Genomic DNA, 26,920 nt, shown 5'->3' on the forward strand with positions numbered 1-26,920 from the left:
TGGGAGATGGGGGGATGGGGATATGGGGAGGTGGGGAGGAGGGAGGAGGGAGATGGGGAGATGGGGAGATGGGGAGTAGGGAGTAGGGAGATGGGGAGATGGGGAGATGGGGAGTAGGGAGATGGGGAGTAGGGGAGAAAGCGGTCAGCCAAAAGCTGTCAGCCGTCAGCCAAAGCTTATCTCTTTTATTGAAAAGCTGATAGCTGATAGCTGATAACTGATAGCTGATAACTGATAGCTGATAGCTGATAACTGATAACTGATAGCTGATAGCTGATAGCTGATAGCTTAAAAAAAAGCAAAAAAAAATGGGGAATAAAAAGTTAGTAAAAACCTTCCCCTCAAGGAAAAGCTAAAGACTAGAAGATGAAAAAACTAGGATATCCAAGAAAATATGATTACATCTAACGGTAGCATAAAGTAATTCAAAACGTCAATAGTTTGTTTGTGAACTTTTATGTTTAGGATTGTACTTTTATCTAGGAATGTTAAGAAATTTAAACAGAAATCGAGTTAAATCCAGTATAGGCTTCTGTGTAGGAATTGTGATAATTTTTGATACCATATTCCCGACTCCCGACTCGCTACTCCCGACTCCCTACTCCCTAATCCCGATTCCCGACTCCCGACTCCCGACTCCCGACTCCCGACTCCCGACTCCCTAAAACTCCAGAATCATAGATTAAGCTAGTAGCAAAGTTAGCTAAAAAACTAGAATCTATGTTTAAAAAGCTATTAGCTCAGGTGGGCATTGGAGCAGCAAAGGTAGATACACGTTTGTACTTTGATTCCCTAGCGCCTGGGGAAATGGTAGAAGGGGAAGTTTATATTACTGGGGGAGATGTTTCCCAGAAAATTGATGATATTTATATTTATGTGGTTACGGAATACCTGCGGGAAGAAGAAGATACCTCGGTAACAGAAGAGTGCATATTAATGCAATATCGCCTCTCGGAACGCTTCAACTTGCAGGCAAAAGAGGAGATAGTTATTCCATTTTCGTTTCCCCTGCCAGAGGAAACACCACTGACATTAACCAGCCAACCAGTGTATTTACGTACCGGCTTAGATATACCCATTGCCGTTGACCCCAAAGACACCGATTACATTGAAGTACATCCACACCCGTTAATGCAAGCGGTATTTGAGGCATTAGAAAACCTTGGCTTTCAACTTCATGAAGTGGATTGTCAGTACAATACTCACTTCGGGGGTAGATATCCATTCGTCCAAGAGTTCGAGTTTCGACCGATGGGTAAGTATCAGGGTAGCTTGGATGAATTGGAAATCATTTTTTCTCTCTACTCAGAAGACTTAGAGGTTTTCCTAGAAATAGACAAACGAGCCCGTGGATTTGGTGGTTTCCTAGAAGAAGCTTTTGATCTAGATGAACGTTATGTCCAATTTCAGGTAACACTGGATGACCTCAATCTTCCTACGGGTGAATTGGAGGCAATGATTGAGGAGATTATTGAGAGCCAAATTAATTAGAATTAATCTTTCAAAATCTGATCAATCATCCGGTTAGCTTGGGATTCATAACCACTACCAAACAGATTAAAGTGATTGAGGATGTGGTAAAGGTTATAGAGGTTTTTCCGCCGTTTGTAACCTTGCTCTAAAGGCCACACCTCGTTATAGCCTCGATAAAATGCTGCGGGGAAACCACCAAACAATTCCGTCATCGCAATATCAACTTCGCGATCGCCTACATAAGTAGCTGGGTCAAAAATTACTGGTTCTCCCGCCATGGTAATAGCCGCATTACCACCCCATAAATCACCGTGTACTAAGGAAGGTTGAGGCTGATGATCCAGTAATTTAGGAACTACTGCCAGTAATTGGTCTTGTTTCGGGAAATGACCACTGCGACGCCGTGCTAGCTGAAACTGATAACCGAGGCGATAGTCAACAAAAAACTCTACCCAATCCGACATCCATTGATTTACTTGTGGTGTCGAACCAATAGTATTATTTTGATTCCAACCAAACTTACCCATCTCCGCTGAACCTTGGGGAGTAGCAGCCTGATGCATGGCTGCTAACTGATGTCCCATTTTTACCCAAGACTCGGTACTGTTACCGCCACCAAGGTCTAGCCACTCCAAGACAATATAAGAACAATCGACGGCAGTGCCATAGCAAATTGGTTTGGGGATTCGGATTGTCTGGGTTGCCACCATCTGCTTGAGACCGAGAGCTTCGGCCTCAAACATATAGACAGCAGACGCAGAATTGAGTTTAACAAAATACTTATTAGTCTTACCTACCAGAGCATAACCCTGATTAATACAGCCACCACCAACAGATTGGCGCTGGTTAATCTCAAAGGTTTCACCGGTGAGAAGGCTTATCTGCTCAGCAATTTCTTTCCACATTTTAGAGGGAGTAGGGAGTAGGGAGTAGGGAGTAGGGAGTAGGGAGTAGGGAGTAGGGAGTAGGGAGTAGGGAGTAGGAGGAATAAAATTGACTATACCTTATAAGTAGGATAGTAGGATAAATGCTATAGATAATTTTGAATTCAGCAACAATTCAGCAAAAAAGGAATGTGTTGACCGTTGACGGTTGAGTGTAAAACCAACTCAGCACCAACTGACTACTCTTGAACTGGCTTGATGCTATAGCAATCCGTGTAGGAATTGTGGTAATTTTTGATGCCATATTCCCGATTCCCGACTCCCGATTCCCGACTCCCGATTCCCGATTCCCGATTCCCGATTCCCGATTCCCGACTCCCGACTCCCGACTCCCTGTTCCCTATTCCCTGTTCCCTTTTCCCTTTGCGATCACAATACCATACCCATGGGGAGACAGATACTGCTGTGCAGCCTTTTGGATATCAACAGCACTAACTGATTTAATATGACTAGGGTAATTGAGTGCTGGTTCTAAATCCCCGACTTGGGAGTAATAGTAACCATATAAATTGCTGCGAGCGCTTGGTTTTTCATTACTAAAGATAAACTGATTGGCGACTTTGGTCCGAATCCGAGCAATCTCTGAGTCTGATACCAATTCTGTCTGACAGCGATGGATATGGTTTGCGATCGCATTTTCCACCTCTGCCAAATTCTCAGCTGGCAGTTTAGCAGAAATATAAAACACCCCTTGCAGCCGCTGAGTGATATTACTAACCCCAATTTGAGTAACCAGTTGCCGTTCTTCTCGCAAATCCCTAAATAGCCTGGACATACGACCTCGTCCTAAAATTCCTGCCAGCACATCCAAAGCATAGGTTTCCTTCAACTCAGGTATACCAGGCACCCGCCACACCATCACCAGCCGCGCTTGTTGTAAAGACTCATCCACATACTCCCGACGGACAATCTTCTCGAAAGCTGGTTCAGGGGGAAGGTTTGTTCTATGTTCTATTGCCCTTGGCTGTGCTTGACTAAATCCATTGCTGACAATTTCAATTAATTCCGTTACTGGCAAATTCCCCACCACTGCGGCAGTCATAGACCCTGGTTGATACCACCTACCGTGAAAGTCACGCATCTGCTGAGGCTGGAGTTGTTCAATCACCGAGGCAGGTCCAAGCACAGGACGTCGATAGGGTAACTGGTCAAAGGTAGTTTCCATTGCCCATCTATGGGTGCGGCGGCGGGGATTATCCTGGGAACGGCGAATTTCTTCCAAAACTACCATTCGCTCTTTTTCAAAGCTATGGTCAGGAATACTGGGATTGAGTACCACCTCTAGCTGTAATGGTGCCAGCTCGGCAAAATCTTTAGGAGCTGTAGTGATGTAATAGTGAGTGTAATCCTGACTTGTAGCCGCATTGGTTACAGCACCCCGTTGCTCAATCAGCCGCTCAAACTCACCACTTTGCAATTTTGGTGTGCCCTTAAACACCATATGTTCCAGAAAATGAGCCATACCATTAATCTGATCCGATTCCACTGCGGAACCGACATTAATCCAAACATTCAGATTGACAGCTTCAACAGGCATCTGCTCCGCCACAATGGTTAACCCATTCGGTAGCCTTTCAACAGTCGGAGCATTGAGGGAGGGAGTATTGAGCAAACTGGAAGTCATTAAATTAATCACTAATTGACCACTATTTATTAATGGTAATCTTTCGGTTTGATATCGCGTTTTTGATATAGCAAAGGGAATCGGGAATCGGGAATCGGGAATCGGGAATCGGGAATCGGGAATCGGGAATCGGGAATCGGGAATCGGGAATCGGGATTAGCCACGATAACACCATACTCCCCATCACCCCATCTCCCCATCACCCCATCTCCCCATCTCCCGATTCCCCACTCCCAAAGACCATGACTCAAGGTAGAATTATGATAAGAAACATTAAGAAATGCAAATAAAGCAGCATGGTAAGCACTCAGGGCGGTAAAGGTAAGGTAGAATACCCCAAGGAAGAATTCCCGCAGAAAAAAGTAGCCCAGAAAGTTGTAGTTATCGGCGCAGGAATTGGTGGACTAACCGCTGGAGCACTCCTCGCTCGCCGAGGCTACCGTGTTCTAATACTAGACCAAGCCCTAGTACCAGGAGGATGCGCCTCTACCTTCAAACGCCGGGGCTTTACCTTCGATGTTGGTGCGACCCAGGTAGCTGGCTTAGAACCTGGTGGCATTCACAAACGCATCTTTGATGAACTGGAAGTAGACCTGCCAGCCTCTACCCCCTGTGACCCTGCTTGTGCGGTATTTCTTCCTGGTGAAACCGAACCAATTAACATCTGGCGGAACCCGGAGCAATGGAAAAGAGAACGACAACGCCAGTTTCCCGGTAGTGAACCCTTCTGGCAACTGATGGCAACCTTATTCAATGCCAGTTGGAAGTTCCAATCCCGTGACCCAGTGCTACCACCTCGGAATGTATGGGACTTGTGGCAACTAACCTCAGCAGTGCGTCCGGATACCTTAATTACCCTACCCTTTACCTTCATGACCGTAGCGGATGGGTTACGAGGATATGGCTTATATGACAATAAGCGTCTGAAAACCTTTCTGGATATGCAGCTCAAGCTTTATTCTCAAGTGGATGTTGATCAGACAGCACTGTTGTATGCTGCAACAGCCTTAGGAGTTTCTCAGGAACCCCAAGGGTTATTTCATCTCCAAGGTAGTATGCAAGTGTTAAGCGATCGCTTAGTAGAAGCCCTGGAAAAATGGGGGGGTAAGCTACTCATGCGCCACACCGTTGAAACCATTGAAACATCAGGTGGTAAAGCTACTGGTGTGAGGATTCGCAATCAGAAAACTGGGGAAGTTTGGACAGAACCAGCGGATGAAGTAGTTGCCAATGTTACGGTACAAAACCTAGTCAAATTATTAGGTAATAATCTACAGACATTCCCTGGAACCTCGATGGCAGGCTATAAATATCGAGTCGATAAGTTACCTTCACCATCCGGTGCGTTTGTCATCTATCTTGGGGTAGATAAACGTGCAATTCCTGATGGTTGTCCTCCCCATCTTCAGTTTCTCTATGACTACGATGGACCAATTGGCGAGAATAATTCCTTGTTTATTTCGCTTAGTAAGCCAGGAGATGGACGAGCACCAGAGGGAAAAGCAACGATTACTGCCTCATCCTTTACCGATGCTGCCATGTGGTGGCGGGGAGCCAAGCAAGACTATGACCGCTTAAAGGAAGAGTATACAGAAAATGCGATCGCACGTCTTAGTCAATACTTTGATTTAACACCAGAGACCATCATTCACCAAGAAGCAGCAACCCCTCGCACCTTTGCCCGTTTTACTGCCAGAGAACAAGGCATTGTCGGAGGGATAGGGCAACGGATACCTACCTTTGGGCCCTTTGGCTTTGCTACTCGCACACCTTGCAAAAGTTTGTGGTTAGTAGGAGATTCAACTCATCCAGGAGAAGGAACAGCTGGGGTAAGTTATTCTGCCCTTACCGCTGTAAGGCAGATTGAGACATCATTTTGCTTATAGGGGTGCAAGCCAAGGGTCCCTAGCTTGGGTTATGGGGTAAAAGTCTAAAATGTCAAGATCCATGGGATCTGTTTTTTGCCAAACCAGCTGTGGAAGGCTACTAAAACCAACCCCAAAGAGTTAGGATTAATGACCCGACAGCCTCATGATCAATTTGCCAAACAGTATCTAACGGAGTTGTTAACACCTCACGGTCAGGTAGAAGTCAGCCGAGAACTAACCACTGAAGTTCGTCAAGTGGATATTTGGTTTCTACCAACAGCTTCTGAATCCACAGCACCAAAGGAAATCGGATTGCTCGGTAAGATGGCATCAACCGCCTGTTTATTGGAACCGTTCCGCAATGCTACAGGAATCATGGCAGTGCGCAATTGCCTGTTGAAGTTGTTTGCTCTCTACAGTGACCTACAGCGGAAAGCACGACGAGAGAAAAACCCGATCAGTGAAACTGATTTACCCTGTTTATGGATTTTGTCCCCGTCCTGTTCAGCCCAGCTGTTGAAGGGCTTTGGTGCAAAACTTAGTGATTCCGGTGATTGGGTTGCAGGAGTTTACTTTTTGCCTGAGTGGTTCAACACAGCTCTGGTAGCCATTAACCAGCTACCTGTTACCGAAGAAACCCTGTGGTTAAGAATTTTGGGACGGGATAAGACTCAAAGCCAAGCCATTAATGAGTTGCTGGCACTACCGGTCGGACACCCCTTACGGGGTAACATCTTAGAGATTCTGGCCAACTGGCGCATCAAAATAGAGGAAAGCGAAGATTTAACTGAAGACGAGAGGGAGTTAATTATGAATTTATCACCAGCTTATTTGCGTTGGCGGGAAGAAACCTTAGAGCAAGGAAGGGAACAAGGCAAGGAACAAGGCAATTTAGAGGGACAGCGCCTGATGGTGGAAAATCTACTGGCAGGGCGGTTTGGCACTGTTGATAAAGAATTATCCCGAACCATTGAGCCTTTAATGCAGTTGCCGATCACAGAGCGTACTCAGGTGCTGCTTAACTTGTCTCGTCAGGAACTGTTGGAGAGGTTTGGAGACAGTCGATTGGATTGATGCTCTGACCTTTCAATGGTATTGCGGTGGTATTCCCCTTATATTCCGGTATCACTAGGTCAAGACTGACGCAAAACTCGTCAGCAAACCTGCTTATCTCATAGGGGCGCACACCGTGCGCTCCTACTTGCGATTTTGATTTACGACTGCAGCTACCAGAACACTAGCTCAAAGCTAACGGCTGTTATAGCATTTCCAAATCAGATGTAAACGTGTATGGTCTTTTTTTCTTGTTCAATAACACTCTGTATCTCTTGCCCCTCTTGCCTTTTGCCTCTTGTATGCATGGCTTTTTCAGCAATTCGTGTGTTTACAACCCAAATAAAAACACCCTGAGCTGTTGGCGTAGCGTGCGCGTAGCCCATAGGCTGTTAGCTTCACTGACCTTATCCTGACCTGATATGGCAGCAAAAGTTTTTCTGAAAAACTGTCCGGAATTTACTTGGAAGGGAGAGAACATTAAATTGAAGGCAAGGAAAAATTAAAGTAATGACAACAAAGAGTTAATTAGAGTTAATTATGCATTGATCATCAGCTGATTTCGGTGGCTCTGAACCAATGTTACAACAGGTTGCTCCAAATGTGTGGGGGATTGTCTATCGGATTAAAATGCGATCGCTCTTTAACTCCACCTCCAACCTAGGAAATTTACTTTTATCCCATAAGCGATGCAGCGCGGTCTTGAGGGTTCCCCCCACTCGCTATTGCCGTGGTTTCCCCCACTCGCTATTGAATCAAGACAAAGAGTTTTACTATTTACATCATCAAGGGTATAATTGATAGATTTTGATATCTTTTTTTATTAATTCAATAAAGAATTAAAGTTTTATTAAAATCTCCGACAATTAGTTTAACTATCCCATGAATTAGGCTACAGTTAAATTAAATCAAAAACCTAAAATTTTAACTAGTATTAGTCCCTATCAATTCTGATTTATTCATAACAGTATAAATGCTGTAATTCAATCTGATAAATACCAATATTCACAAACTATTCACACAATATTTAGACATTTAAATTGTGAATATAGGCTGATATTGAGATGCAGAAATGGGGAGATAGTAGGCCGGATTTTGCACAAGTGAATCGAGCTTAAATTTAAATGCCTATTTGCTTATAGCAACTATAAATAGGTGGCAAACTCTCACGCGGTCATTCTGACCGCAATACCAAGGAATTTGGGGTTATGAATTTTCACAACTCGTTTATAAACGGGCTTATCGACCAAAAAGAGAGCAAGCAATACTAGAGAAACTAGCTCACTACTAACTCCTCAAACTAATCAAGTTATGTATCTAATATACCATGACTTGACTAATTTCAGCAAGGGTCATGGCTAATCAACTATAGGAATCTGGGGAATTACTCTCAATCCATTAATTACAATATCAGATAATTCCCTCACTAGTTTTATATAACAGCAATAATTACTTGGAGAATAAAAAATCATGAGTTTGGATTGTACTATCTCAAAGTCTTCAATTGTAGTAGCAACTCAAGAGCAACTATCTTCTGATCTCGGAGGAGAGGCAATCATCCTCGACATGAAGTCCGGAGTGTATTATGGCTTGAATACAGTAGGTGCTAGCATCTGGAATCTGATCCAGGAACCGAAAACTTTAGACGAAATTCGGAATGCACTGCTAGCAGAATATGAGGTTGAGCCAGAAAAATGCGATCGCGATCTGTTGGCATTACTCCAAGAATTCGCAGCAGTTGGGCTAATTGAGGTAAAAGATGAAGCAGTTGCGTAAGTTCTTGCGCCTTACTACTAGAGAACGTCAACTTGTGATTAACACGTTCATCTTACTAGGATTAATCAGACTAGGGCTATGGTTACTACCATTTCACAGATTGCGGCGACTGCTAGCAAAAATCAGTCAGCCATCACCTCAAGCTCAAGGCGTAAACCAAACTAACCTAAGCAAAATTGTCGGAGCTGTTAATCTCAGCAGTCGCTACATGCCAGGTGGTGTGAAGTGTTTAGCTAGAGCATTAACCACACAAGTACTGATGAGTCGCTGTGGTTACTCCCCTCAACTCAGAATTGGAGTTGCCAAAGGGGAGGGAGGAAAATTAGAAGCTCATGCATGGGTGGAAAACCAAGGACAAGTTGTGATCGGCTATCTCAAAGACCTTTCACGGTTTACTCCACTACCATCGTTTAAAGGAGGCAAACTATGAGTGGCATTGTGGGGATTTACTACCTCGACCAAGAACCAATAGACCGGGAAAATATTGGGCAAATGTTAGATATCCTTGCCCACCGGGGACCAGACGGAGCAGATATCTGGTGCCAGGGGTCTGTTGGTCTCGGTCATCGGATGCTTTGGACTACCCCTGAATCGCTGCTGGAAAAGTTACCTCTAGTTAATCACTCCAGAAATCTAGTTATTACTGCTGATGCTCGGATTGATAATCGAGAGGAACTGATTGTTGCTCTAGAGTTGAACGACCGTCCAGCAGAAAAAATTACCGATAGCCAACTGATCTTAGCCGCTTATGAAAAATGGGGAGAGCAGTGTCCAGAGAAACTATTAGGTGACTTTGCCTTCGCTATCTGGGATAAGCACAAGCAGATCCTCTTCTGTGCTAGAGACCATGTTGGGGTTAAGCCTTTCTATTACTATCACAAATCCGGTCAAGGGTTTATTTTTGCCTCCGAAATCAAAGCACTCTTCTGTTTACCCTTCGTACCAAAGCGTCTTAACGAAGTCAGGATGGCTGACTATGTCGCCCTGATGATGGAAGACAAAGTTATCACCACCTATGACAACATTCTGCGGCTTCCTCCTGCTCACACCATGGTCGTTAGTCAGTCAGGGATAGAGCTAAACTGTTACTGGTCTCTAGACCCCAATCGTGAGCTAATCTTAGACTCTGACGAAGCCTATGCTGAAGCATTTCGTGACATCTTTACCGAAGCAGTTCGTTGTCGTCTCCGTAGTGCTTTTCCCATTGGTTCTCACTTGAGCGGTGGATTAGATTCTTCCTCAATCACTTGTGTAGCGCGGAAACTACTAGCTGAAGCAGGAGATACTCAACTCCACAGCTTCTCCAACATTTTTGACAAAGTCACTGAATGTGATGAACGTCCCTTCATCAATGCCGTTTTAGAACAGGGTGGGCTGATTCCCCACTATGTCCATGCTGATCAGTTTGGTCCGCTGTCAGACGTTGACGAGATTTGGCAGTATGAAGACGAAGCCTTACTTGGTCCAAGTCATCATTATCCTTGGCGACTGAATCAAGCTGCTAAGCAAGCAGGGATGCGAATTGTTTTAGATGGTCTCGATGGCGATAATGTCGTGTTTCATGGTGTGTCTAGATTGACAGAACTAGCCCATCAAGGACAATGGGAAGCTTTTGTCCAGGAAGCTGAGGCATTTTCCGAAAATTTTGGTAACTCACCCCAAGCCCTGATTAAACACTACAGTATCCTACACCTAAAAACCCTCGCCAAGCAGTTACGGTGGATTGCCTTTGCTAAAGCTGTACATCAGATTCACAAGCGTTTTGGCATCTCCCGTAAGCACCTGTTGCTCAATCATGGACTCAAGGCGTTAGTTCCGGAAGCAATCAAGCAACTTTGGCGAAAGTGGCGCAGACAAGACAAGTCAGCTACTCCTGTTGCACCTTTAGTTAACCGCAACTTTGCTGAACGCATTGGTATTGATCAGCGTATCCAAGCACTCGATAAGTCAGATCAACCATCACTCACAGTCAGAGAAGACCACTGGCGTAATCTAAGCCAAGGTATATTTCCCCTCATTCTAGAGCAGCTCGACCGCTACAATGCTGCATTTTCCCTCGAAGCTCGTCATCCCTTTATGGATAAGCGGCTACTTGAATTCTGTCTAGCACTGCCTTCCGAGCAGAAACTCTACCAGGGATGGAGTCGGATGGTGTTGCGCCGTGGGATGGCAGATATTTTACCAAAAGCTGTCCAGTGGCGAGGAGGCAAAGCCCATATGGGTCCAAACTTTATTCATGGTCTGCTGACCCTAAATCGTCAGGTGTTCGACGATGTGATCTTGAATAAGCTTGAACTCATTGAAGGGTACGTTGACACAGACTTTCTGAGACAAGTTCATCGACGCATGACCTCAGGAGGCAGGGTGCGAGAAAAAGACTGCATGACAGTCTGGCAGGGAATCATCTTGGCCTTGTGGCTTGACCGCACCCAAGTGACACCCTAAGTCTAACTTGGCAGGGAATCTACTTGGGATTGTGGTTTGGGCACAACCAAGAAACACCGTAAGTCCAATTCAGGCTGTAACTACCTTAAATTACTATCAGCAAAAGGAAAGTAAAACCATGCTAAAAACTTACACTACACCAGAAATAATTGTTCACGGTTCTATTGAGGAGCTCACCGAAATCAGTGGACCTGATCGCATTGCAGATGTCCTGATTTTTAATGGTGATTTGAATAATCCCGCAGCTATATCAGATGACTCAATCAGCCTAGACTGCGATAACAATGGTAATTGTTCTCCGTTCAAACAATAGTAACACAACTACTACTGGTGATAGTGAGTAATTAGCGATGCAGCGCGGTCTTGGGGGTTTCCCCCATGAGCGACTGCATCAAGACAGTGAGTAATTAATAGTTTAACTCAGGGTGTGACTACCTTAAACCACAATAACTACAACAAAAGTAACACCATGCTAAAAACCTACACTACACCAGAAATGATTGTTCACGGTTCTATTGAGGAGCTCACCGAAATCAGTGGACCTGATCGGATGGCAGATGTCCTGATTTTCAATGGTGATTTGAATAATCCCGCAGCTGAATCCGATGACTCAAGCAGCCTAGACTGCGATAACAATGGTAATTGTTCTCCGTTCCAACTACCGTAACAGGATTACTACTGATGAGTAATCAATAGTTTAACTCAGGGTGTGACTACCTTAAACCACAATAAGTACAAGGAAAGTAACACCATGCTAAAAAGCTACACTACTCCAGAGATGATTGTTCACGGTTCTATTGAGGAGCTCACCGAAATCAATGGACCTGATCGGATTTCAGATGTGCTGATTTTCAATGGTGATTTGGCTAATCCCGCAGCTGAATCAAACGACTCACAGAGCCTAGACTGCAATAATGGTAATTGTGTTGAGTTTAAACAACCGTAACACAATTACTACTATTGATGCTGACTAATCAATAGTTCAAATCAGGGTGTAACTACCTTAAGCTACCGTCAGCAAAAGCAAAGTAACACCATGGAAAAGAGCTACGCTACACCAGAGATGATTGTTCACGGCACTATTGAGCAGCTCACCCAAATAACTGGAGTTAGTACTACGTTAGATGTGCTGATTTTCAATGGTGATTTGGCTAATCCCGCAGCTGAATCAGATGGCTCAAGCAGCCTAGACTGCGATAACAATAATAATTGTGATCCGTTCAAACTACAGTAATACGATTAGCACTGGTGATGGTAAGTACTGAATATGAGTAGCGCCATTACCAAGGGCGACAAAGGTATTATCTACTACTAAATTATCTACTACTAAATTATCTACTACTAAATTATCTACTACTAGCAAGATCATCCCCCAACTCGTTAGTGCTGCAACACTGACTCAGCAGAAGGGTCTTGGCTAGAGTTAGGGGACGCCTTTTTTGCTATCAAGTTCTCCCATCAAGTTTAACCTGCTCCTAAGTATCAATCATGTACATCTATACGGCCTACAACCTTTGTATTCATTCAGAGATTCCCTTACCTGAGCTATTGGAATCTCATGGACCCCCTGATGTGATCATACGTTTAGGGAAATTGAGTCATCTTCCTCCAGAAACAGCCAATTGGAGCAACCGTGTCCTTGGGGAATTGCATGGCAAAGCAAAGGTTTTGATTGAAGATGGGCGAGAGATTACTATCGAACCTGTGACAGGAGTAGACCAGTCCAAGCTCAGCCCTAACATCCTTGGAGCTTGTATGTCTGTGGTGCTGCGACAGCGGGGATTGCTAGTACTCCATGCTAGCAGCATTGTGGTCAACAATCAAGCGATCGCATTCATGGGTGGGTCAGGCTGGGGTAAATCCACCTTAGCAGGAGCGTTTCATCGGAAGGGTTATCAAGTAATAACTGATGATGTTATGCCTGTCAACCTTGATGACGGCTATCCTTTAATTATTCCTAGCTTCCCTCAGATTAAACTTTGGCCATCAGCAGCGGATTCTCTAGGACACAATTCTAACAGCTTACCTCCTCTTTACCCAAACGCACCAAAGCTTTCCTACACATTCAGTGATGGGTTTCAACGCACTGCTGTACCCCTGAAGCGACTCTATGTATTGGCCAAGGGAGACCAACATCAGATTACCAAGCTAACGCCTCAACAAGCGTTCCCTGAACTAGTCCGTCATAGCCGTGATGTAGATGTGCTAATTGCTCGAGACTGTGTCAGTACTCATCTGCGTCAATGCGCCAATCTAATCAAGACTGTATCTATCTGTCGCTTCACCAGAAAGCCTAATCTAATGGAACTTCCTGATCTAGTGGCCTTGGTGGAGAAAGATATCGAAGAAATCACTACTTCTGATAGTAGTAAAAAAGATCGCATCAATAGTATACTTCTAACCTCTAAACCTTAACACAAAAAATGGGAGCAGGCAAAACTTTAAGAAAAAAAATCCAGCAAACATTACGCCTTTTGCCTGCACTGCGTCTAGTCTGGCAAAGCAGTCCCTTTTGGACAGTAGCTCGCGTAGGAATTTTGCTGGTTCAGGGGATATTACCTCTACTATCAATTTATCTTACAAAACTAATTATTGATACAGTAACTGACGGATTACTTAATACTGATAAACAAGCCGTATTTCGTGATGTTTTACTTTTCCTAATCTTAGCCGGTACAGTTACTATTGTCACTACTCTTTTGAACTCCTTAGCTGAAGTAGTCAATACTGCTCATTCTCAGCGGGTGACTGACTACATGCAAGGGATTATTCATGATAAATCCCTAGAAGCTGACTTAGAGTACTACGAAAATGCCCTATACTACGATACATTACAAAGAGCTCAACAAGAAGCGCCCTACCGACCGCCCCGAGTCCTAAATCGTCTCACACAGATAGCTCAAAATAGTATTTCCTTGTTGGCGATGGTGAGTTTATTACTCTCCCTCCATTGGGGAATTGCTGGGATTTTATTTATTGCTGCTATGCCCGCGATGGTAGTACGGGTAAAATACTCTCGGGTTATCTATCGTTGGCAGCGTAAAAAAACACCCATGGAACGGCAATCCATGTATTTGGGTTACATGCTAACCTCAGACCAGTTTGCTAAAGAAATTCGGTTGTTTGATTTAGGGGTTTTCTTTACTGACTGGTATCGTCGCATCCGAGAGCAACTATATAAGGAAAAAGTAGCCATTGCCACTGGACGCTCCTTTGCTAACTTTGGTGCTCAAGCCGTTGCCGGAATGTTAATTTTTTCTGTCTATGGCTTTATTGTCTATCAAACTGTCCATGGGGATTTGGGCTTAGGCGATTTAGTGCTGTATCACCAAGCGTTGCAGCGGGGACAAAATAATATTCGAGGGTTATTAACTAGTATATCTGGTCTTTATGAAGATAATTTATTCTTAGCTAACCTCTACGAATTTCTGGATCTAAAACCTAACGTTGTTGAACCAACTTATCCCAAACCAATTCCCCACTCCATGAGCCGTGGTATTGTTTTCGATCATGTTAGTTTCCAATACGGTACTACAACTCGTCAGGCACTTAAAAACATCAACCTCACGGTGCGACCAGGGGAAACTATAGCGCTAGTGGGAGAAAACGGTTCCGGTAAAACAACCTTAATTAAACTTTTGTGTCGTTTGTACGATCCAACCGCTGGCAGCATCACCATTGATGGGATTGATATCCGCAATTTTAAAATAGCTGACTTACGCCGCCAAATCAGTGTGATTTTCCAAGACTACGCTAAATATAATTTCACCGCTAAGGAAAATATCTGGTTAGCGGACATTGATTTACCACGAGATCACGAAACTATTATTGATGCTGCTCGTCGTTCTGGTGCTGATGATGTTATCACTAGTTTGCCCCAAGGGTATAATACCATGCTGGGCAAATTGTTTGACCAAGGGGAAGAACTTAGTATTGGTCAATGGCAGAAAATAGCCTTAGCACGAGCTTTTCTACGAGACTCTCAGGTTATTGTATTAGATGAGCCTACCTCTGCTATGGATCCTAAGGCAGAATACGAGGTGTTTATGAAATTCCGCGAACTGATCGAAGATCAAGCTGCTATTCTGATCACCCATCGCTTATCTACTGTAAAAATGGCTGACCGGATCTATGTGATGGACCAAGGTTCAATTGTAGAAAGCGGTACCCATGCGGAACTGATGCAGTTAGATGGTACTTATGCCCATTTGTTTGAAACTCAGGCTAAAAATTATCGCTAACTTGAAGGTAAGCATTCAGCTATCAGCTATCAGCTATCAGCTATCAGCTATCAGCTATCAGCTATCAGCTATCAGCTTTTGAATAAGCGATGCAGCAAGGGAACAGGGGAGGCAGTGCGGTCTTGGGGGTTCCCCCCATGAGCAACTGCCGTGGTTTCCACGGAGCTTTCAAGGTGCGGACGCAAGTGACCCACGCAGACCCATGCGCCATGAGCGACTGCATCAAGACAACAGGTAAGCATTGGTTTAATCTCTGTTACTTAAGCTGACGGCTGACCGCTGGCCGCTGACCGCTGACTGCTGAATGCTTTCCTTCTGACTTCCCTGCTCCCTACAACGATCTACCTCACCCAATTGAGAACTGCTATAGCATTTCCATTTGAGATGTGAACATAAAATTAAACTCTTTAGGTAACAGGAAACTCGGGATCTGCTAACAGGGGTAAGGAATACCGAGTTTTTTTGATTATAAAAAATTACCGATCTAGGTTTACAACTTATTTGTAAATAGTCTAATAATGGCTATTTTTTTTAGCTGATCTTTAGAGATATTCTTTGGGTAAATAATTTAAGTTTTGTTAATTTTTTAGGCAATTGTGGAAAAAATCGATTAATTAGGATAAAGTTTAATTGAATTGAAGCGCTAAAATTATCAATCTTAATCCGCTTAAGATTAATCCGCTTAAGACAGTCTAAATGCTACCGGGGTGAGAATCTGCAATTAGATTCATGAGCTATGGACTGTGAACCAAAATTTAGGATGGTATCTGGAATCAGTACTAGCTGTTAAGTCAATGATGGTAACCCTCACAAGTCCTCCTAATTAAAGGGGATTTCGGGAAATGAATAAAAGCTAAACTACTTGGTTTTACGTTTGTCTTGCCTAAGTCATGAATCTGATAAGTTCAGCAATTTATTAATTTTTGTTAACGATAATTTGCTAAACAAAGGCTGCTTTATTGTCACATTAAAAAGCTAATTACTAAACCATAATAGCTAAAATTTAGCTACATATAGTTAGAGCGAAAGCCTTGCGCCCCTAGAATTAGACTTGAGCAACGGATGCAAAGGTAATTTCTGAACTGAAATGGCTGATCAAGGGGAGTCAAGAAACTACTGTATCCGTTTCTTGTGATTGCATCTACGCGCAATAGTTATTTGAGAAATTAATTATGAGTTTGGATGGCACAATATCTAAAACAATATCTAACTGTTTAGTTGGCGATATCTCTGAAATTGACAGCCAATCACTGGATTGCAAACCTTTGGGTAGCAAAAAGCAAAAGCTGTTTTCCTATGTTGCTTATGGTTTGGGAATTCACTCGGCGCTACCAATCCCAGAGTTTATCCCAGCAGAAGTAGAGTGTGATGTTACGATTCACATTCAGAGTAATGATTACAGTACGGGATGCGTTCGCGTAGCGGAGGCCGTAGGCCACGCTTTCGCCGTAGGCGACGCTGCGCGAACGGGAACGGCTCAGGCCGTAGGCCACGCTACGCGAACGCCGAATCGCAAAATCACTGACTACATTCCAAAGGAAGTTATCCAGCAGCCGATGGCTTTGCAGTTGAGTCCAGAGGAGGCGGTGATTTATCTCAAAGACACAGGGCTGTTTCTGGTACAGAGGGGAAACAGGATTACGATCATTCCCGCAGCAGAAGCCTCCCTTAGCCGCATTCAAACGGCTCTAGTGGGAACTGTGATGGCGATTCTGCTCTATCAGCGGGGATTGTTGGTGCTACATGCCAGTGTAGTCAATATTAATGGTGGTGCGGTTGTTTTCTTGGGTAATTCCGGTGAAGGTAAGTCTTCAATTGCTGCTGCACTCCATACTCAGGGATACAGAATCATCACTGATGATGTTGCACCTGTGACGTTGAATCAGGGGACAGCGAAAGTTGCTCCTAGCTTTCCTCAAATTAAACTAAGTCGAGAAGTAGCTGGGGTTTTGGGATATGACCAGGATAAGCTGGCTCTGCTGGTACCGAAGTTAAATAAACCTGGCTATCGGTTAAATCAGGATTTGACCGAAGCGCTACTACCAATCCGGTGCATCTATGTACTGGTTTCAGGTTCACAGTTGAGTATTAAGTCTCTGAAACTTCAGGAGGCGGTGATGGAACTATCCCGTCATTCCCGTCTCAACAGCTTATTTGACTCTGAGAAAGCATCCCATCTTCTTCAGTGTGCTCAGCTTGCCAATCAGTGTAGTGTTTATCGTCTCCAGCGACCTCGTAACTTGGCTTTGTTGCCAGAGTTAGCGAGGTTGGTGGCAGAACATCAATTTATACAGGGCCAAAGGTAAAAGGTAACAGGTAACAGGTAATATAATAAATTACCCAAAGCCCGATTATCCATTACTCAAAACAACTTCGAGCTCCTAATCAACTGTTATCAAAAACTGTAATAAACCCCTTCAAACTAGTTGAAGGGGTTTACTTTAATCTGTCCGAGGTGATATCTATTCCTTTACCGCTAAACTAGCTTGTTTAAAACTATGGTAGTCTGGTTTTCGTGTCTGAGTGGAAGGTATCTATATCCTACTGGCCAATGCTGGCGTAGATGTAGTTGCTCTCTGTTCTAGACTAAATCTAATCACTGTAGGACTAATGAAAATCGCTACCTGGAACGTCAACTCAATTCGGAGTCGCCAAGCTCAAGTAATAGATTGGTTGCAACGGACCCAAGTAGATGTGCTTTGCCTGCAAGAAACTAAAGTAGTGGATGCCCAGTTTCCGCGATCGCTTTTTGAAGAATTGGGGTATTACCTTTATATTTCTGGGCAAAAATCCTATAATGGTGTAGCCATTTTTAGCCGGAAACCAGCCACAGACGTAAGTACGGGCTTTGCTGCGGTGTTGGATACTGCTCAGGTCGGGGACTTAGATGAACAAAAGCGAGTGATTAGCGCTATAGTAGACGGCGTCCGCATTGTTAACCTCTATGTTCCCAATGGGGCTTCCGTGAACAGTGAGAAGTACGACTACAAGCTGCGTTGGTTGAAGATACTGCGGGACTATTTACACAGTATTCTAGAACAACAGTCCCATGAACTTTGTGTATGTGGGGACTTTAATATTGCCCCAGAAGACCGGGATATCCATGATCCTAAAGGCAAAGAAAACCACATCATGGCGTCCCCAGTAGAACGTCAAGCCCTACAATCGGTCTTAGACCTAGGGTTAGCGGATGCCTTTCGCAAATTTACCAAAGAAGGGGGTAATTTTAGTTGGTGGGACTATCGCACCCGTGCCTTTCGTGGTAATCGGGGTTGGCGCATTGACCATATCTACCTAACCCCCAATCTTTACAATCAAGGGATTAGTTGTACCATTGACATAGAACCGAGAAAACTGGATAAACCTAGCGACCATGCTCCTGTAATCGTCAACTTATAGTCAAGTTTTAGTCAAGTTTTAAAGGCAAAAGCTATGCAAATGGAAAATGGAAAATGGAAATTAACAATTAAACTTAATAATTAAAATTAACAATTAAAATCAACAATTAAAAATTATAATTGACAATTATAGCAGTCGAAGTAAAGGGTAATAAATGTTTCTGTTCCCTATTCCCTATTCCCTATTCCCAGATCCGCTGTTCCCAAAAACCCAGAACTTTGTACTCACCACAATTAATGACCTTTAAGCACACCATCAATAGCCTGCAATAATTCCTTAACCGTGTAAGGCTTAGACAAAAAGGTCTTAACTCCAGCTTCAGCCGCCGCATCGACTTTATCGCTAATAGGCAACCCACTGATACCAATAATTTTGATCTGCGAGTTAATGTCTCGCAATTGAAGGGTAGTTGTTGGTCCATCCATAACCGGCATCATCATATCCATCAGCACCAAGCTAATATCATCCTGATGTTGCCTATAGAGTGCGATCGCTTCCTTACCATCCCTGCTACTCATCACCCTATAGCCATAGTTTTCTAAGGACGTCTTGGTAATCTCACCAATAGCGGCTTCGTCATCCACCACTAAAATCAACTCACCGTTTCCTCTGGGTAGTTCTAGTTCTTCCTCGGCAGGAATTGGGGAGTGTTCTACTGCTGGCAAATATACTTTAAAGTTAGTACCTACGCCCACTTCACTATACACATTCACAAAACCGCCGTGACTTTTAACAATACCTCTGACCGTAGACAAACCCAGTCCTGTACCTTGACCGATTTCTTTAGTAGTGAAAAATGGTTCGAAAATTCTTGGCTGTATTTTCAAGGGAATACCAATACCAGTATCAGCAACGGTCACCACAATGTAGGGACCTACATCCGCATCAATATGCATCCTGACATAGTTTTGATCTAAAAAAATATTTTGAGCAGACAATGTCAAAGTTCCACCATCAACCATAGCATCACGAGCATTGATGCAGAGGTTCATCAAAACTTGGTGCAGTTGTGTGGCATCCCCAGATACTGACCAAAGATTAGGGTCTATATCCGTAGACAGTTCAATGGATCTGGGAAATGTTTCTAGGATAATGTGGCGAATTTCCCGAATTAAATGCCTGACTTGTAAAACCGTTCGTTTACCTGTAACACCCCGAGCAAACGATAAAACTTGCTTGACTAAACCAGCCCCCCGCCTAGTATTATTCTCTACAGTTTTTAGGAGTTGTAAATGCCGCTGATCTGAGATTTTCAGCTGCAACAATTGAGCAGACATTAGAATAGGAGCTAATAAGTTGTTCAAATCATGGGCAATGCCCCCAGCTAAGGTACCAATGCTCTCCATGCGCTGAGCGTGGAGAAACTGGGTTTCGAGTTGTTTCTTCTCAGTGATATTAGTATTGACAATCAAGATTGATTTGGGCTGTCCCTGAGAATTTTCCACCAAAGTCCAGCGACTTTCAACAATAATTTCTTTGCCATCTTTGGTGACTTGATTCAACTCACCATACCACTCCCCTGTTTTGGCAACACTTTGGTCTGCCTCGGCTAGCTCAGCTGGTGCTTGTTCGTACAACAGTAAATGCTCTTTTTTTCCAATCACTTCTGCTGCGTGCCAACCGTATAGAGACTCTGCCCCTTTATTCCAAAATGAGATAGTATTGTCTAGATCCCGAACCAGAATGGCATCCGTTGCCACATCCAACAACGCTGCTTGTTCCCGAATTTTTTGTTGGGCTTGCTGGCGCTCAAGGGCATAGCGGATGGAACGTTCTAGTAAAGGTGCTCTGAGTTGACTCTTATCTAGGTAATCTGCTGCCCCAGCTTTCATGGCTTCCATGTCAACCTCATGGTCTCCCTGAGCAGTTAGGAGGATAATCGGTGCTGTACACCCCCTGGCAATGGCTTCACGCAGGAGTTCAAGTCCATTATGCTCACCAAGACGGTAGTCTAGTAGATAAACATCATGGTGGTTCTGACCAATCATTTCTAAGCCTTTACCATAGGTTGCCACCCACGTCAAGCTAAATCTAGCCTTCTGGTTTTCCAACAGTAAATCACGAGTTAGAATATAGTCATCTTCGTCATCATCAACGAGTAATACGTTAACCAAAGGGTTGTACATTGGTCTGGTACCATAGGAATAGAAGGAAATTAGTGGAGAATCGAGAGTTCTAAGTTCTGACTTGGGTAAGCAATTTGCCAGGTTTGTGATCAACGAACATTGATGAGGGTCGGTTTTGGAAATAGTCCTGAGTGGATCAGTCTTTAGTGGTACACTAGAAACATCATAAGAAACATCAGAACTTTCAGCTTTCGGTTGTGAGCATTTACTCATGGCAGTCTATTCCCTTCGGGGGGCAATTCGGCGATGTCCAACCAGTACTTTTTTAACGTTTGCATCACCTCAATTAGGGAACTATAGGTGACAGGCTTAACGATGAAAGAATTTGCTCCTAAGTTGTAACTGTGATAAATATCTTCTTCAGCCTTTGAGGTAGTCAGCACCACAACTGGTATAGTTCGTAGATTAGGATCAGCCCTAATTTCTATGAGGGCCTCACGACCATCTTTTTTCGGCATGTTCAAATCCAGTAGGATTAAACTTGGACGAGGGGACATGCTCGCCTGCGTGTGTTTACCACGGTGATATAGATAATCCATCAATTCTTCGCCATCACTGACAAAGTATAGTTCATTGGTCAACTGACTCTCTAAGAGAGCCTCCCTTGCCAACAGACAATCATCCGGATCATCATCTGCCATTAAAATTACCACGGGATTTCGGCTTTCATTCACTAAGCATTATCTCCTCGACCAACAATTATAAAGGAATTACAAAGGAATTATGAAGGAATTATGAAGGTTCAAGGGATAAAAAATTTGAGGTATAGCAGAAGTCAGAAGTCACAAGTCAGAAGTCAGAAGTCAGAAGTCAGAAGTCAGAAGTCAGAAGTCAGAAGTCACAAGTCAGAAGTCAGAAGTCACAAGTCAGAAGTCAGAAGTCACAAGTCAGAAGTCACAAGTCAGAAGTCAGAAGTCACAAGTCAGAAGTCAGAAGTCACAAGTCAGAAGTCAAACTCTTGCGCTTACTTAGGTTTGAGACTTTTGTCATGTCCGCCCCTGCCCTGGCGACTGCTATATTTTATTGATTAGTCACTCAACTACTAGTATGTTTTCATTATTTAAAGTTTAACCTTGGCCAATAGGCCACGCTACGCGAACAACCTTGGCCAATAGGCCACGCTACGCGAACAACCTTCAACCTTCAACCTTGGCCAATAGGCCACGCTACGCGAACAACCTTCAACCTTGGCCAATAGGCCACGCTACGCGAACAACCTTCAACTTTCAATTTTCAACTTTGTTTAATCGGCACCCTAACAATAAACTTAGCTCCCTGTCCTGGTGTGCTCTCTGCCATGATGCTACCATTATGGCGTTCCACAATTTTACGGCAGATAGCTAGACCGATGCCGGTTCCTTCATAATCGCTGCGACCATGGAGCCGTTGAAAGGTTTGGAAAATGCGATCGCCATACCTGGGGTCAAACCCAATACCATTGTCTTCGACTATGATCTGACAACGCTCATTAACGGTTGCGCCTCCATAACTTAAGGGAACACTTTCTTGAAGCAGTTGACTATAAATTTTAACGACGTTACCTCTTGGTGCTGGTCGGAATTTAAGTCCGTTACTGATCAGGTTTTGCAAAAGTTGACGCATTTGCACTGGATCAGCTTCAATAGTATGTAGTTCACCGACTTCCACTACGCCACCAGATTGCTGGATACGTAGTTCTAAATCAGAGAGTACCTCTTGCACCACTTGAGCCAGATCAGTGGCAACCCAAGGTCTTGCCTTAGTGGTCACCCGGGAAAGGCTAAGCAAGTCATTGATTAACACCTGCATCCGTCCTGCGGCATTCTGCATCCGTTTGAGGTAGTCCTGCCCCTGCTCCGTTAACTGTTCATGATACTTGGTCTGAAGGCGATCGCCAAATGCCTGAATCTTGCGCAGGGGTTCTTGCAGGTCATGGGATGCTACATAGGCAAACTGTTGCAGTTCCGCATTAGAACGGGCAAGTTCCTGACGCTGACGGGTTTCTGTTCCTAAAAGCTGGGCTTGGGCTAAGGCAATAGCAATTTGGTTCGCCAGTTGTTGCAACAATTCACTTTCAAAGTTAGTCCATTGTCGTGGATTGGCACACTGATGGGCAATCAACAAACCCCAAAGTTTGTCTTGTTGCTGAATTGGCACCACTAAGTTAGCTTTTACCCCAAACTGTTGCAGCATTTCTACATGGCAAGCTCGGATATCAGAGTTTTCTAAGTCACAGATGTTGCTAACCCTTCCCTGACGATACTGGTCTAGGTACTCTTCATGAAAGCAAGGATCTTCGATGCTTTGTCCGAGCATGATTGGCCAACCAGGTACTACTGCTTCTTGAACCACTTTCCCCCAGCCATCAAAACTCAGTTGGAAGAGTACAACTCGGTCAGCCTTGAGAAATTTTTGCACTTCTGTAACAGCCGTTTGCAAAATCTGCTCCAGTTGTAGAGACTGGCGGATTTTCAGGGTAATTTCTGAAAACAATTGCGATCGCTGATTTTGGCGCTTGAGTTCTTGCTCTGCTAACTTACGGTCAGTAATGTCATCCACCACATAGGAAAATCGGGGGTGAGCAGTGGTTGTCTCAGGAATTGGGCATACAGTGGCGCATAACCACCGGGTATCGGTTTCAGTGGTGTGATCATACTCGAAGGAAATGGGCTGATTGCTTTGTTGGCTTTCTCGGTAATGGCTAATCCAGCGACGGATATGAGTTTTGGGTGCCCCCAGCGCACTGGCTAACCGATTCTGCATGGCCTCGGGTGTAGTCCCGAAAAAATCCGCCGTACTCTTATTATCAGAAATATGCAGGATGTCATCATCCAAAAGTTCCACGACCCCCATCAATAGTGCGGAACTGTTGAAGAAACTACGCAGGGTCGATTCACTCTCCAGCAGTGCAGCTTCTGCCTGTTGGCGCTCTATTTCCGCTTGATGAGCTGCAATTAATCGACCAAGACTTTGAGCCATTAGTTCTACAATTTCCTGTTCGTGAGGCGGGAAATCCCTTGCTCTTACCTGGGTTGAGGAAAAATTCAGGGAGCCGTAGACTTCACCATAGACAAATATAGGAGTCCCGATATAGGACTCAAGTTTTAGAGTTTGGTAGACTGGATGAGCGTGCATCAGTGCTATCTCACCTACATGAGTATAGGCAATGGTCTTTTTTTCGCGAACAACTACAGCACAATAGGTATCTTTTAATTCAAACTCTGAGCCAGCCACTAAGCCTTCTAGATCAGACCTGACCGACAGGATAGTGTAGGAATTAAGGTGTATTTGACTAATAATTCCAGTGGGCATCCCTAAAATTTTACATCCCGTCTCCAGATAGTCAGCATACAGCAACTCAAAGTTTTGGTAATTGGTGGTATTCAGCCGATGTAGGTGTTTGAGGTTGTTACTGAAGGTTTCCAGGGCCTGAGACTTTTCCAAAAGTTGCTCGTCTGCGTGCTTGTGTTCAGTGATGTCCCGCCCTACTGCCTGGAGCTCAATCAATTCACCCTGTTCGTTAAAGATGGCACGATCGCTCCACTGCTGCCAGCGAATCTCTCCTGTGGGCATAATCACCCGGTGTTCAACCGTTTCTACCGGATTCTGGGGGCTTAGGGAAGTAATACACCGTTCTAGCCTTTTGAGATCCTCATCGGGAATCAATGGCAAAAACCGTTGCCCAATCAACTCTTGCTCTGATTTGCTGAAATAGCGACAGTAGGCACCATTGACAAAGGTAAGAGTTCCATCAGGACGGAAACGACAAATGAGTTCCGTTTGATCTTCGACAATAGCGCGATAGCGAGCCTCGCTTTGATACAATTTCTGCTGATTTTGCTGCCGCTCGGTAATATCATGGTTTAGACCAATGGTTGCTACTATATTGTCTTGCTGATCATAAAGAGGTACTACCACCGTTTCACACACCCCACACCTGCCATCTTTGCGAATAAAGTGAATCTCCCCAGACCAACGTCGGGACCTGGTCATCTCCTGGATAATCTGCTCGGTTAGAACAGCCGCCTCTTCCGGTCGGTGCAGAATCCCTGCAGTTTTACCCAATACCTCAGCTTTGGTGTAGCCGAATATTCGCGCTGAAGCGGGATTCCAATCAATTATCTTACCGGCTAAGTCCGTGATTATGATCCCATCGAAGATAGTCTCAAAAATCAGAGCCTGTCTACGCAGAACCTCTTCCGCCTGTTTGCGCTCAGTGATATCGATGCAAGAACCAATGTAACCGGCAAAGTCCCCATTGGGGGTAAATCGGGGAGTGCCTATATCTAATATCCAACGATACTGCCCATCCCTACGTCGCAAGCGGTACTCCATGCGAAAATTTTCTCTGGCGTCGAAGGCGGATACATAGGTATTGAAGCTGTACTCATGGTCATCAGGATGCACCCCTTCAGCCCAGCCATTGCCCAATTCAAGTTCGAGGGTCTTACCGGTGAAGTTCAGCCAAAGCTGATTGAAAAACTTATAAAGTTTATCAGTGCCTGACATCCAGATCATGACTGGGGCATGATCCGCCATCATCCGGAAGCGAGCTTCACTCTCTTCAAGGCTGGCTTGCTTTTGTTTGGCTTCGGTAATGTCCCGTGCGATCGCATAAATTAAACCATCGTTAACTAAAGGATTTGCAGCCCAGGCTAACCATTTATAAGACCCATCTTGACAGCGATAGCGATTTTCGAAGTAGACAGTAGGGATGCCACTCCCCAATTGTTCCATTTCCGTCCTAGTTGGTTCTCGGTCATCGGGATGGACAAAATTGAGAAACGTGGTGCTGGTTAGTTCCGCTTCGGTGTAACCCAAGGTGCTAGAAAAGGACGGACTCAAGCGCTTAAAATAGCCATCGAAACCCGCTATACACAGCAAATCCAGGGAGAGGTCAAAAAAGCGATCGCGTTCTTGCTGGATCCGTTTCCATTCAGTAATGTCACGAGTAAAACATCGGGTATGGACGAATTTGCCATTTTTCCAGAGGACATTGGAGTTAATCAAGACATGGCGAATCGAGCCATCTTTGCACAAGAGGCTAGCTTCATAGTTTTTTAAGGTTTCTTTAGCAGTTAGTCTGGCCAGGATATCTTCAATTACCTCTTGCTCCGGGTAAAATTCAGCAATGTGGTGACCGATATACTCCTGGGCGTTGTAACCCAGCAGATCTAACTCTGCCTGATTAGCCCACAGGATGATGCCATTGCTATCCACCCAATGGAGACCAACGGAGCCATTTTCTAAAAAATCCAGGAGTTCTTGGTCAACCTGGGTTAATTCATTCTCAAGACCTTGGTTTTCTAGCTGAGGTTGCTGTAAATCCGCTAACTGTTGTTTTAGCTCCAGAAGGCTTATCAGTTGACGACTTAAGGCTTGTAATCCTGCTAACTGTTGAGGCTGAAGTTCCTTTGGAACCTGAGCCATGACCGCAAGTGTTCCCAGAGCATATCCGTCAGAGGTAATTAGGGGAACTCCAGCATAAAACCGAATATGAGGCTCAGCAGTAACTAAGGGATGAGTGGCAAACCGTTGATCAGCCAGGGTATCCTGAACTACCAATACCTCAGCTGACTCAATCCGATGGCTGGATAAAAAGGTATTTTGACTTATTGACTTTTCATAATCGCCCAGATTAGACTGACACCATTGACTGTTACTGTCAATCAGGGTAATCAGAGCCATGGGCGTTTGGCAAATTTGTGCGGCTAATGCTGTGAGATCATCAAAGGCCTGTTGAAGCTCAGGGTCAATAGTTCTTTTATAATATTTTTGGGCTGCTAGCTTTGCTGGTTCATCAGCCCCACCTCCTCGTGCCATCAATCAAATAATCTCCAAACGGGTTATCATCAGCCCTAGTTATGATCAGCTCTAGGTTTGCTGTTGCTCAACACGGGTTTTACTGATCACTGATCAGCTAGGATGAGCTTGACTTTAAGTAGCTTGACTTTAAGGATAGGTAGCATCAATTGATTGACGGCAGATGTTT

The 26,920-nt window shown here is 44.3% G+C and carries 25 protein-coding genes; 17 read left to right on the top strand and 8 right to left on the bottom strand.

Annotated features, from left to right (window positions below; translation table 11 throughout):
* The first annotated feature begins 485 nt into the window (after positions 1-485).
* Together F6K51_RS14140 and F6K51_RS14145 are read left to right on the top strand one after the other, a co-directional pair.
* On the top strand, positions 486-665 hold the full coding sequence (locus F6K51_RS14140; RefSeq protein ID WP_293021175.1) for a hypothetical protein: 180 nt from the start codon (positions 486-488) through the stop codon (positions 663-665).
* A 55-nt stretch (positions 666-720) separates the two neighbouring features.
* Positions 721-1,491, top strand: a complete 771-nt coding sequence (locus F6K51_RS14145; RefSeq protein ID WP_293021177.1) for a sporulation protein — start codon at positions 721-723, stop codon at positions 1,489-1,491.
* Between the two features lie 2 nt (positions 1,492-1,493).
* Here F6K51_RS14145 and F6K51_RS14150 read toward each other — a convergent pair whose 3' ends face one another.
* Positions 1,494-2,378 (bottom strand): fructosamine kinase family protein, encoded by an 885-nt coding sequence (locus F6K51_RS14150; RefSeq protein ID WP_293021178.1) that lies wholly within the window; start codon positions 2,376-2,378, stop codon positions 1,494-1,496.
* A 224-nt stretch (positions 2,379-2,602) separates the two neighbouring features.
* On the opposite strand from F6K51_RS14150, the gene F6K51_RS14155 reads away from it, so the two are divergent.
* Positions 2,603-2,866 carry a hypothetical protein gene (locus tag F6K51_RS14155; RefSeq protein ID WP_293021179.1) on the top strand — a complete coding sequence of 88 codons (264 nt, stop codon included), beginning with the start codon at positions 2,603-2,605 and terminating at the stop codon, positions 2,864-2,866.
* On the opposite strand, the gene F6K51_RS14160 is transcribed toward F6K51_RS14155, so the two are convergent.
* Together F6K51_RS14160 and F6K51_RS14165 are read right to left on the bottom strand one after the other, a co-directional pair.
* Positions 2,758-4,041, bottom strand: coding sequence for a pitrilysin family protein (locus F6K51_RS14160; RefSeq protein WP_293021180.1), 1,284 nt, complete (start codon positions 4,039-4,041; stop codon positions 2,758-2,760). The genes F6K51_RS14155 and F6K51_RS14160 overlap by 109 nt on opposite strands.
* Before the next feature lie 29 nt (positions 4,042-4,070).
* Complete coding sequence (locus F6K51_RS14165) at positions 4,071-4,292, bottom strand: hypothetical protein (RefSeq protein ID WP_293021182.1); 222 nt, start codon at positions 4,290-4,292, stop codon at positions 4,071-4,073.
* Positions 4,293-4,337: 45 nt separating this feature from the next.
* Here F6K51_RS14165 and crtD point away from each other — a divergent pair, with 45 nt between their 5' ends.
* On the top strand, positions 4,338-5,927 hold the full coding sequence (gene crtD / locus F6K51_RS14170; protein WP_293021183.1) for a C-3',4' desaturase CrtD: 1,590 nt from the start codon (positions 4,338-4,340) through the stop codon (positions 5,925-5,927).
* 129 nt (positions 5,928-6,056) lie between these two features.
* Positions 6,057-6,983: a hypothetical protein gene (locus F6K51_RS14175; RefSeq protein WP_293021185.1), complete on the top strand. Its 927-nt coding sequence runs from the start codon at positions 6,057-6,059 to the stop codon at positions 6,981-6,983.
* A gap of 200 nt (positions 6,984-7,183) precedes the next feature.
* On the opposite strand, the gene F6K51_RS14180 is transcribed toward F6K51_RS14175, so the two are convergent.
* On the bottom strand, positions 7,184-7,348 hold the full coding sequence (locus tag F6K51_RS14180; RefSeq protein ID WP_293021187.1) for a hypothetical protein: 165 nt from the start codon (positions 7,346-7,348) through the stop codon (positions 7,184-7,186).
* Between the two features lie 1,084 nt (positions 7,349-8,432).
* On the opposite strand from F6K51_RS14180, the gene F6K51_RS14185 reads away from it, so the two are divergent.
* The 7 genes from F6K51_RS14185 to F6K51_RS14215 all read left to right on the top strand — a co-directional run bounded on the left by F6K51_RS14185 (position 8,433) and on the right by F6K51_RS14215 (position 12,417).
* Positions 8,433-8,738, top strand: a complete 306-nt coding sequence (locus tag F6K51_RS14185; protein WP_293021189.1) for a PqqD family peptide modification chaperone — start codon at positions 8,433-8,435, stop codon at positions 8,736-8,738.
* A complete protein-coding gene (locus F6K51_RS14190) occupies positions 8,722-9,168 on the top strand; it encodes a lasso peptide biosynthesis B2 protein (RefSeq protein ID WP_293021191.1) in 447 nt (148 codons plus the stop codon). Before F6K51_RS14185 ends, F6K51_RS14190 begins: the two co-directional genes overlap by 17 nt.
* Positions 9,165-11,183: a lasso peptide isopeptide bond-forming cyclase gene (locus tag F6K51_RS14195; RefSeq protein WP_293021192.1), complete on the top strand. Its 2,019-nt coding sequence runs from the start codon at positions 9,165-9,167 to the stop codon at positions 11,181-11,183. The genes F6K51_RS14190 and F6K51_RS14195 overlap by 4 nt, the downstream gene beginning before the upstream one ends.
* A gap of 7 nt (positions 11,184-11,190) precedes the next feature.
* Positions 11,191-11,496 (top strand): lasso peptide, encoded by a 306-nt coding sequence (locus F6K51_RS14200; protein WP_293021193.1) that lies wholly within the window; start codon positions 11,191-11,193, stop codon positions 11,494-11,496.
* A 156-nt stretch (positions 11,497-11,652) separates the two neighbouring features.
* Entirely contained in the window at positions 11,653-11,850 is a 198-nt protein-coding gene (locus F6K51_RS14205) for a lasso peptide (protein ID WP_293021195.1), read from the top strand.
* 84 nt (positions 11,851-11,934) lie between these two features.
* A complete protein-coding gene (locus tag F6K51_RS14210) occupies positions 11,935-12,129 on the top strand; it encodes a lasso peptide (protein WP_293021197.1) in 195 nt (64 codons plus the stop codon).
* 90 nt (positions 12,130-12,219) lie between these two features.
* Positions 12,220-12,417 (top strand): lasso peptide, encoded by a 198-nt coding sequence (locus tag F6K51_RS14215; RefSeq protein ID WP_293021199.1) that lies wholly within the window; start codon positions 12,220-12,222, stop codon positions 12,415-12,417.
* Here F6K51_RS14215 and F6K51_RS14220 read toward each other — a convergent pair.
* Positions 12,409-12,552 carry a hypothetical protein gene (locus F6K51_RS14220; protein ID WP_293021200.1) on the bottom strand — a complete coding sequence of 48 codons (144 nt, stop codon included), beginning with the start codon at positions 12,550-12,552 and terminating at the stop codon, positions 12,409-12,411. The genes F6K51_RS14215 and F6K51_RS14220 overlap by 9 nt on opposite strands.
* Positions 12,553-12,671: 119 nt before the next feature.
* Here F6K51_RS14220 and F6K51_RS14225 point away from each other — a divergent pair, with 119 nt between their 5' ends.
* From F6K51_RS14225 to xth, 4 genes are all read left to right on the top strand, one after another.
* Positions 12,672-13,598 carry a hypothetical protein gene (locus F6K51_RS14225; protein WP_293021202.1) on the top strand — a complete coding sequence of 309 codons (927 nt, stop codon included), beginning with the start codon at positions 12,672-12,674 and terminating at the stop codon, positions 13,596-13,598.
* An 8-nt stretch (positions 13,599-13,606) separates the two neighbouring features.
* Entirely contained in the window at positions 13,607-15,424 is a 1,818-nt protein-coding gene (locus tag F6K51_RS14230) for an ABC transporter ATP-binding protein (protein WP_293021203.1), read from the top strand.
* Positions 15,425-16,596: 1,172 nt separating this feature from the next.
* Positions 16,597-17,730: a hypothetical protein gene (locus tag F6K51_RS14235; RefSeq protein WP_293021204.1), complete on the top strand. Its 1,134-nt coding sequence runs from the start codon at positions 16,597-16,599 to the stop codon at positions 17,728-17,730.
* A gap of 304 nt (positions 17,731-18,034) precedes the next feature.
* Positions 18,035-18,823: an exodeoxyribonuclease III gene (xth, locus tag F6K51_RS14240; RefSeq protein WP_293021273.1), complete on the top strand. Its 789-nt coding sequence runs from the start codon at positions 18,035-18,037 to the stop codon at positions 18,821-18,823.
* 233 nt (positions 18,824-19,056) lie between these two features.
* Here the strand turns inward: xth and F6K51_RS14245 are convergent, their stop codons facing one another.
* Both F6K51_RS14245 and F6K51_RS14250 read right to left on the bottom strand, forming a co-directional pair.
* Positions 19,057-21,162: a response regulator gene (locus F6K51_RS14245; protein WP_293021205.1), complete on the bottom strand. Its 2,106-nt coding sequence runs from the start codon at positions 21,160-21,162 to the stop codon at positions 19,057-19,059.
* Entirely contained in the window at positions 21,159-21,623 is a 465-nt protein-coding gene (locus F6K51_RS14250) for a response regulator (RefSeq protein ID WP_364305338.1), read from the bottom strand. Before F6K51_RS14250 ends, F6K51_RS14245 begins: the two co-directional genes overlap by 4 nt.
* 84 nt (positions 21,624-21,707) lie before the next feature.
* Between F6K51_RS14250 and F6K51_RS14255 the strand changes: the two genes are divergently transcribed.
* A complete protein-coding gene (locus F6K51_RS14255; protein ID WP_293021206.1) occupies positions 21,708-21,980 on the top strand; it encodes a hypothetical protein in 273 nt (90 codons plus the stop codon).
* A 202-nt stretch (positions 21,981-22,182) separates the two neighbouring features.
* Here the strand turns inward: F6K51_RS14255 and F6K51_RS14260 are convergent, their stop codons facing one another.
* On the bottom strand, positions 22,183-26,751 hold the full coding sequence (locus F6K51_RS14260; RefSeq protein ID WP_293021208.1) for a PAS domain S-box protein: 4,569 nt from the start codon (positions 26,749-26,751) through the stop codon (positions 22,183-22,185).
* Positions 26,752-26,920 lie beyond the last annotated feature (169 nt).

The organism is Moorena sp. SIO3I8, from assembly GCF_010692325.1.
Taxonomy (GTDB): Bacteria; Cyanobacteriota; Cyanobacteriia; order Cyanobacteriales; family Coleofasciculaceae; genus Moorena.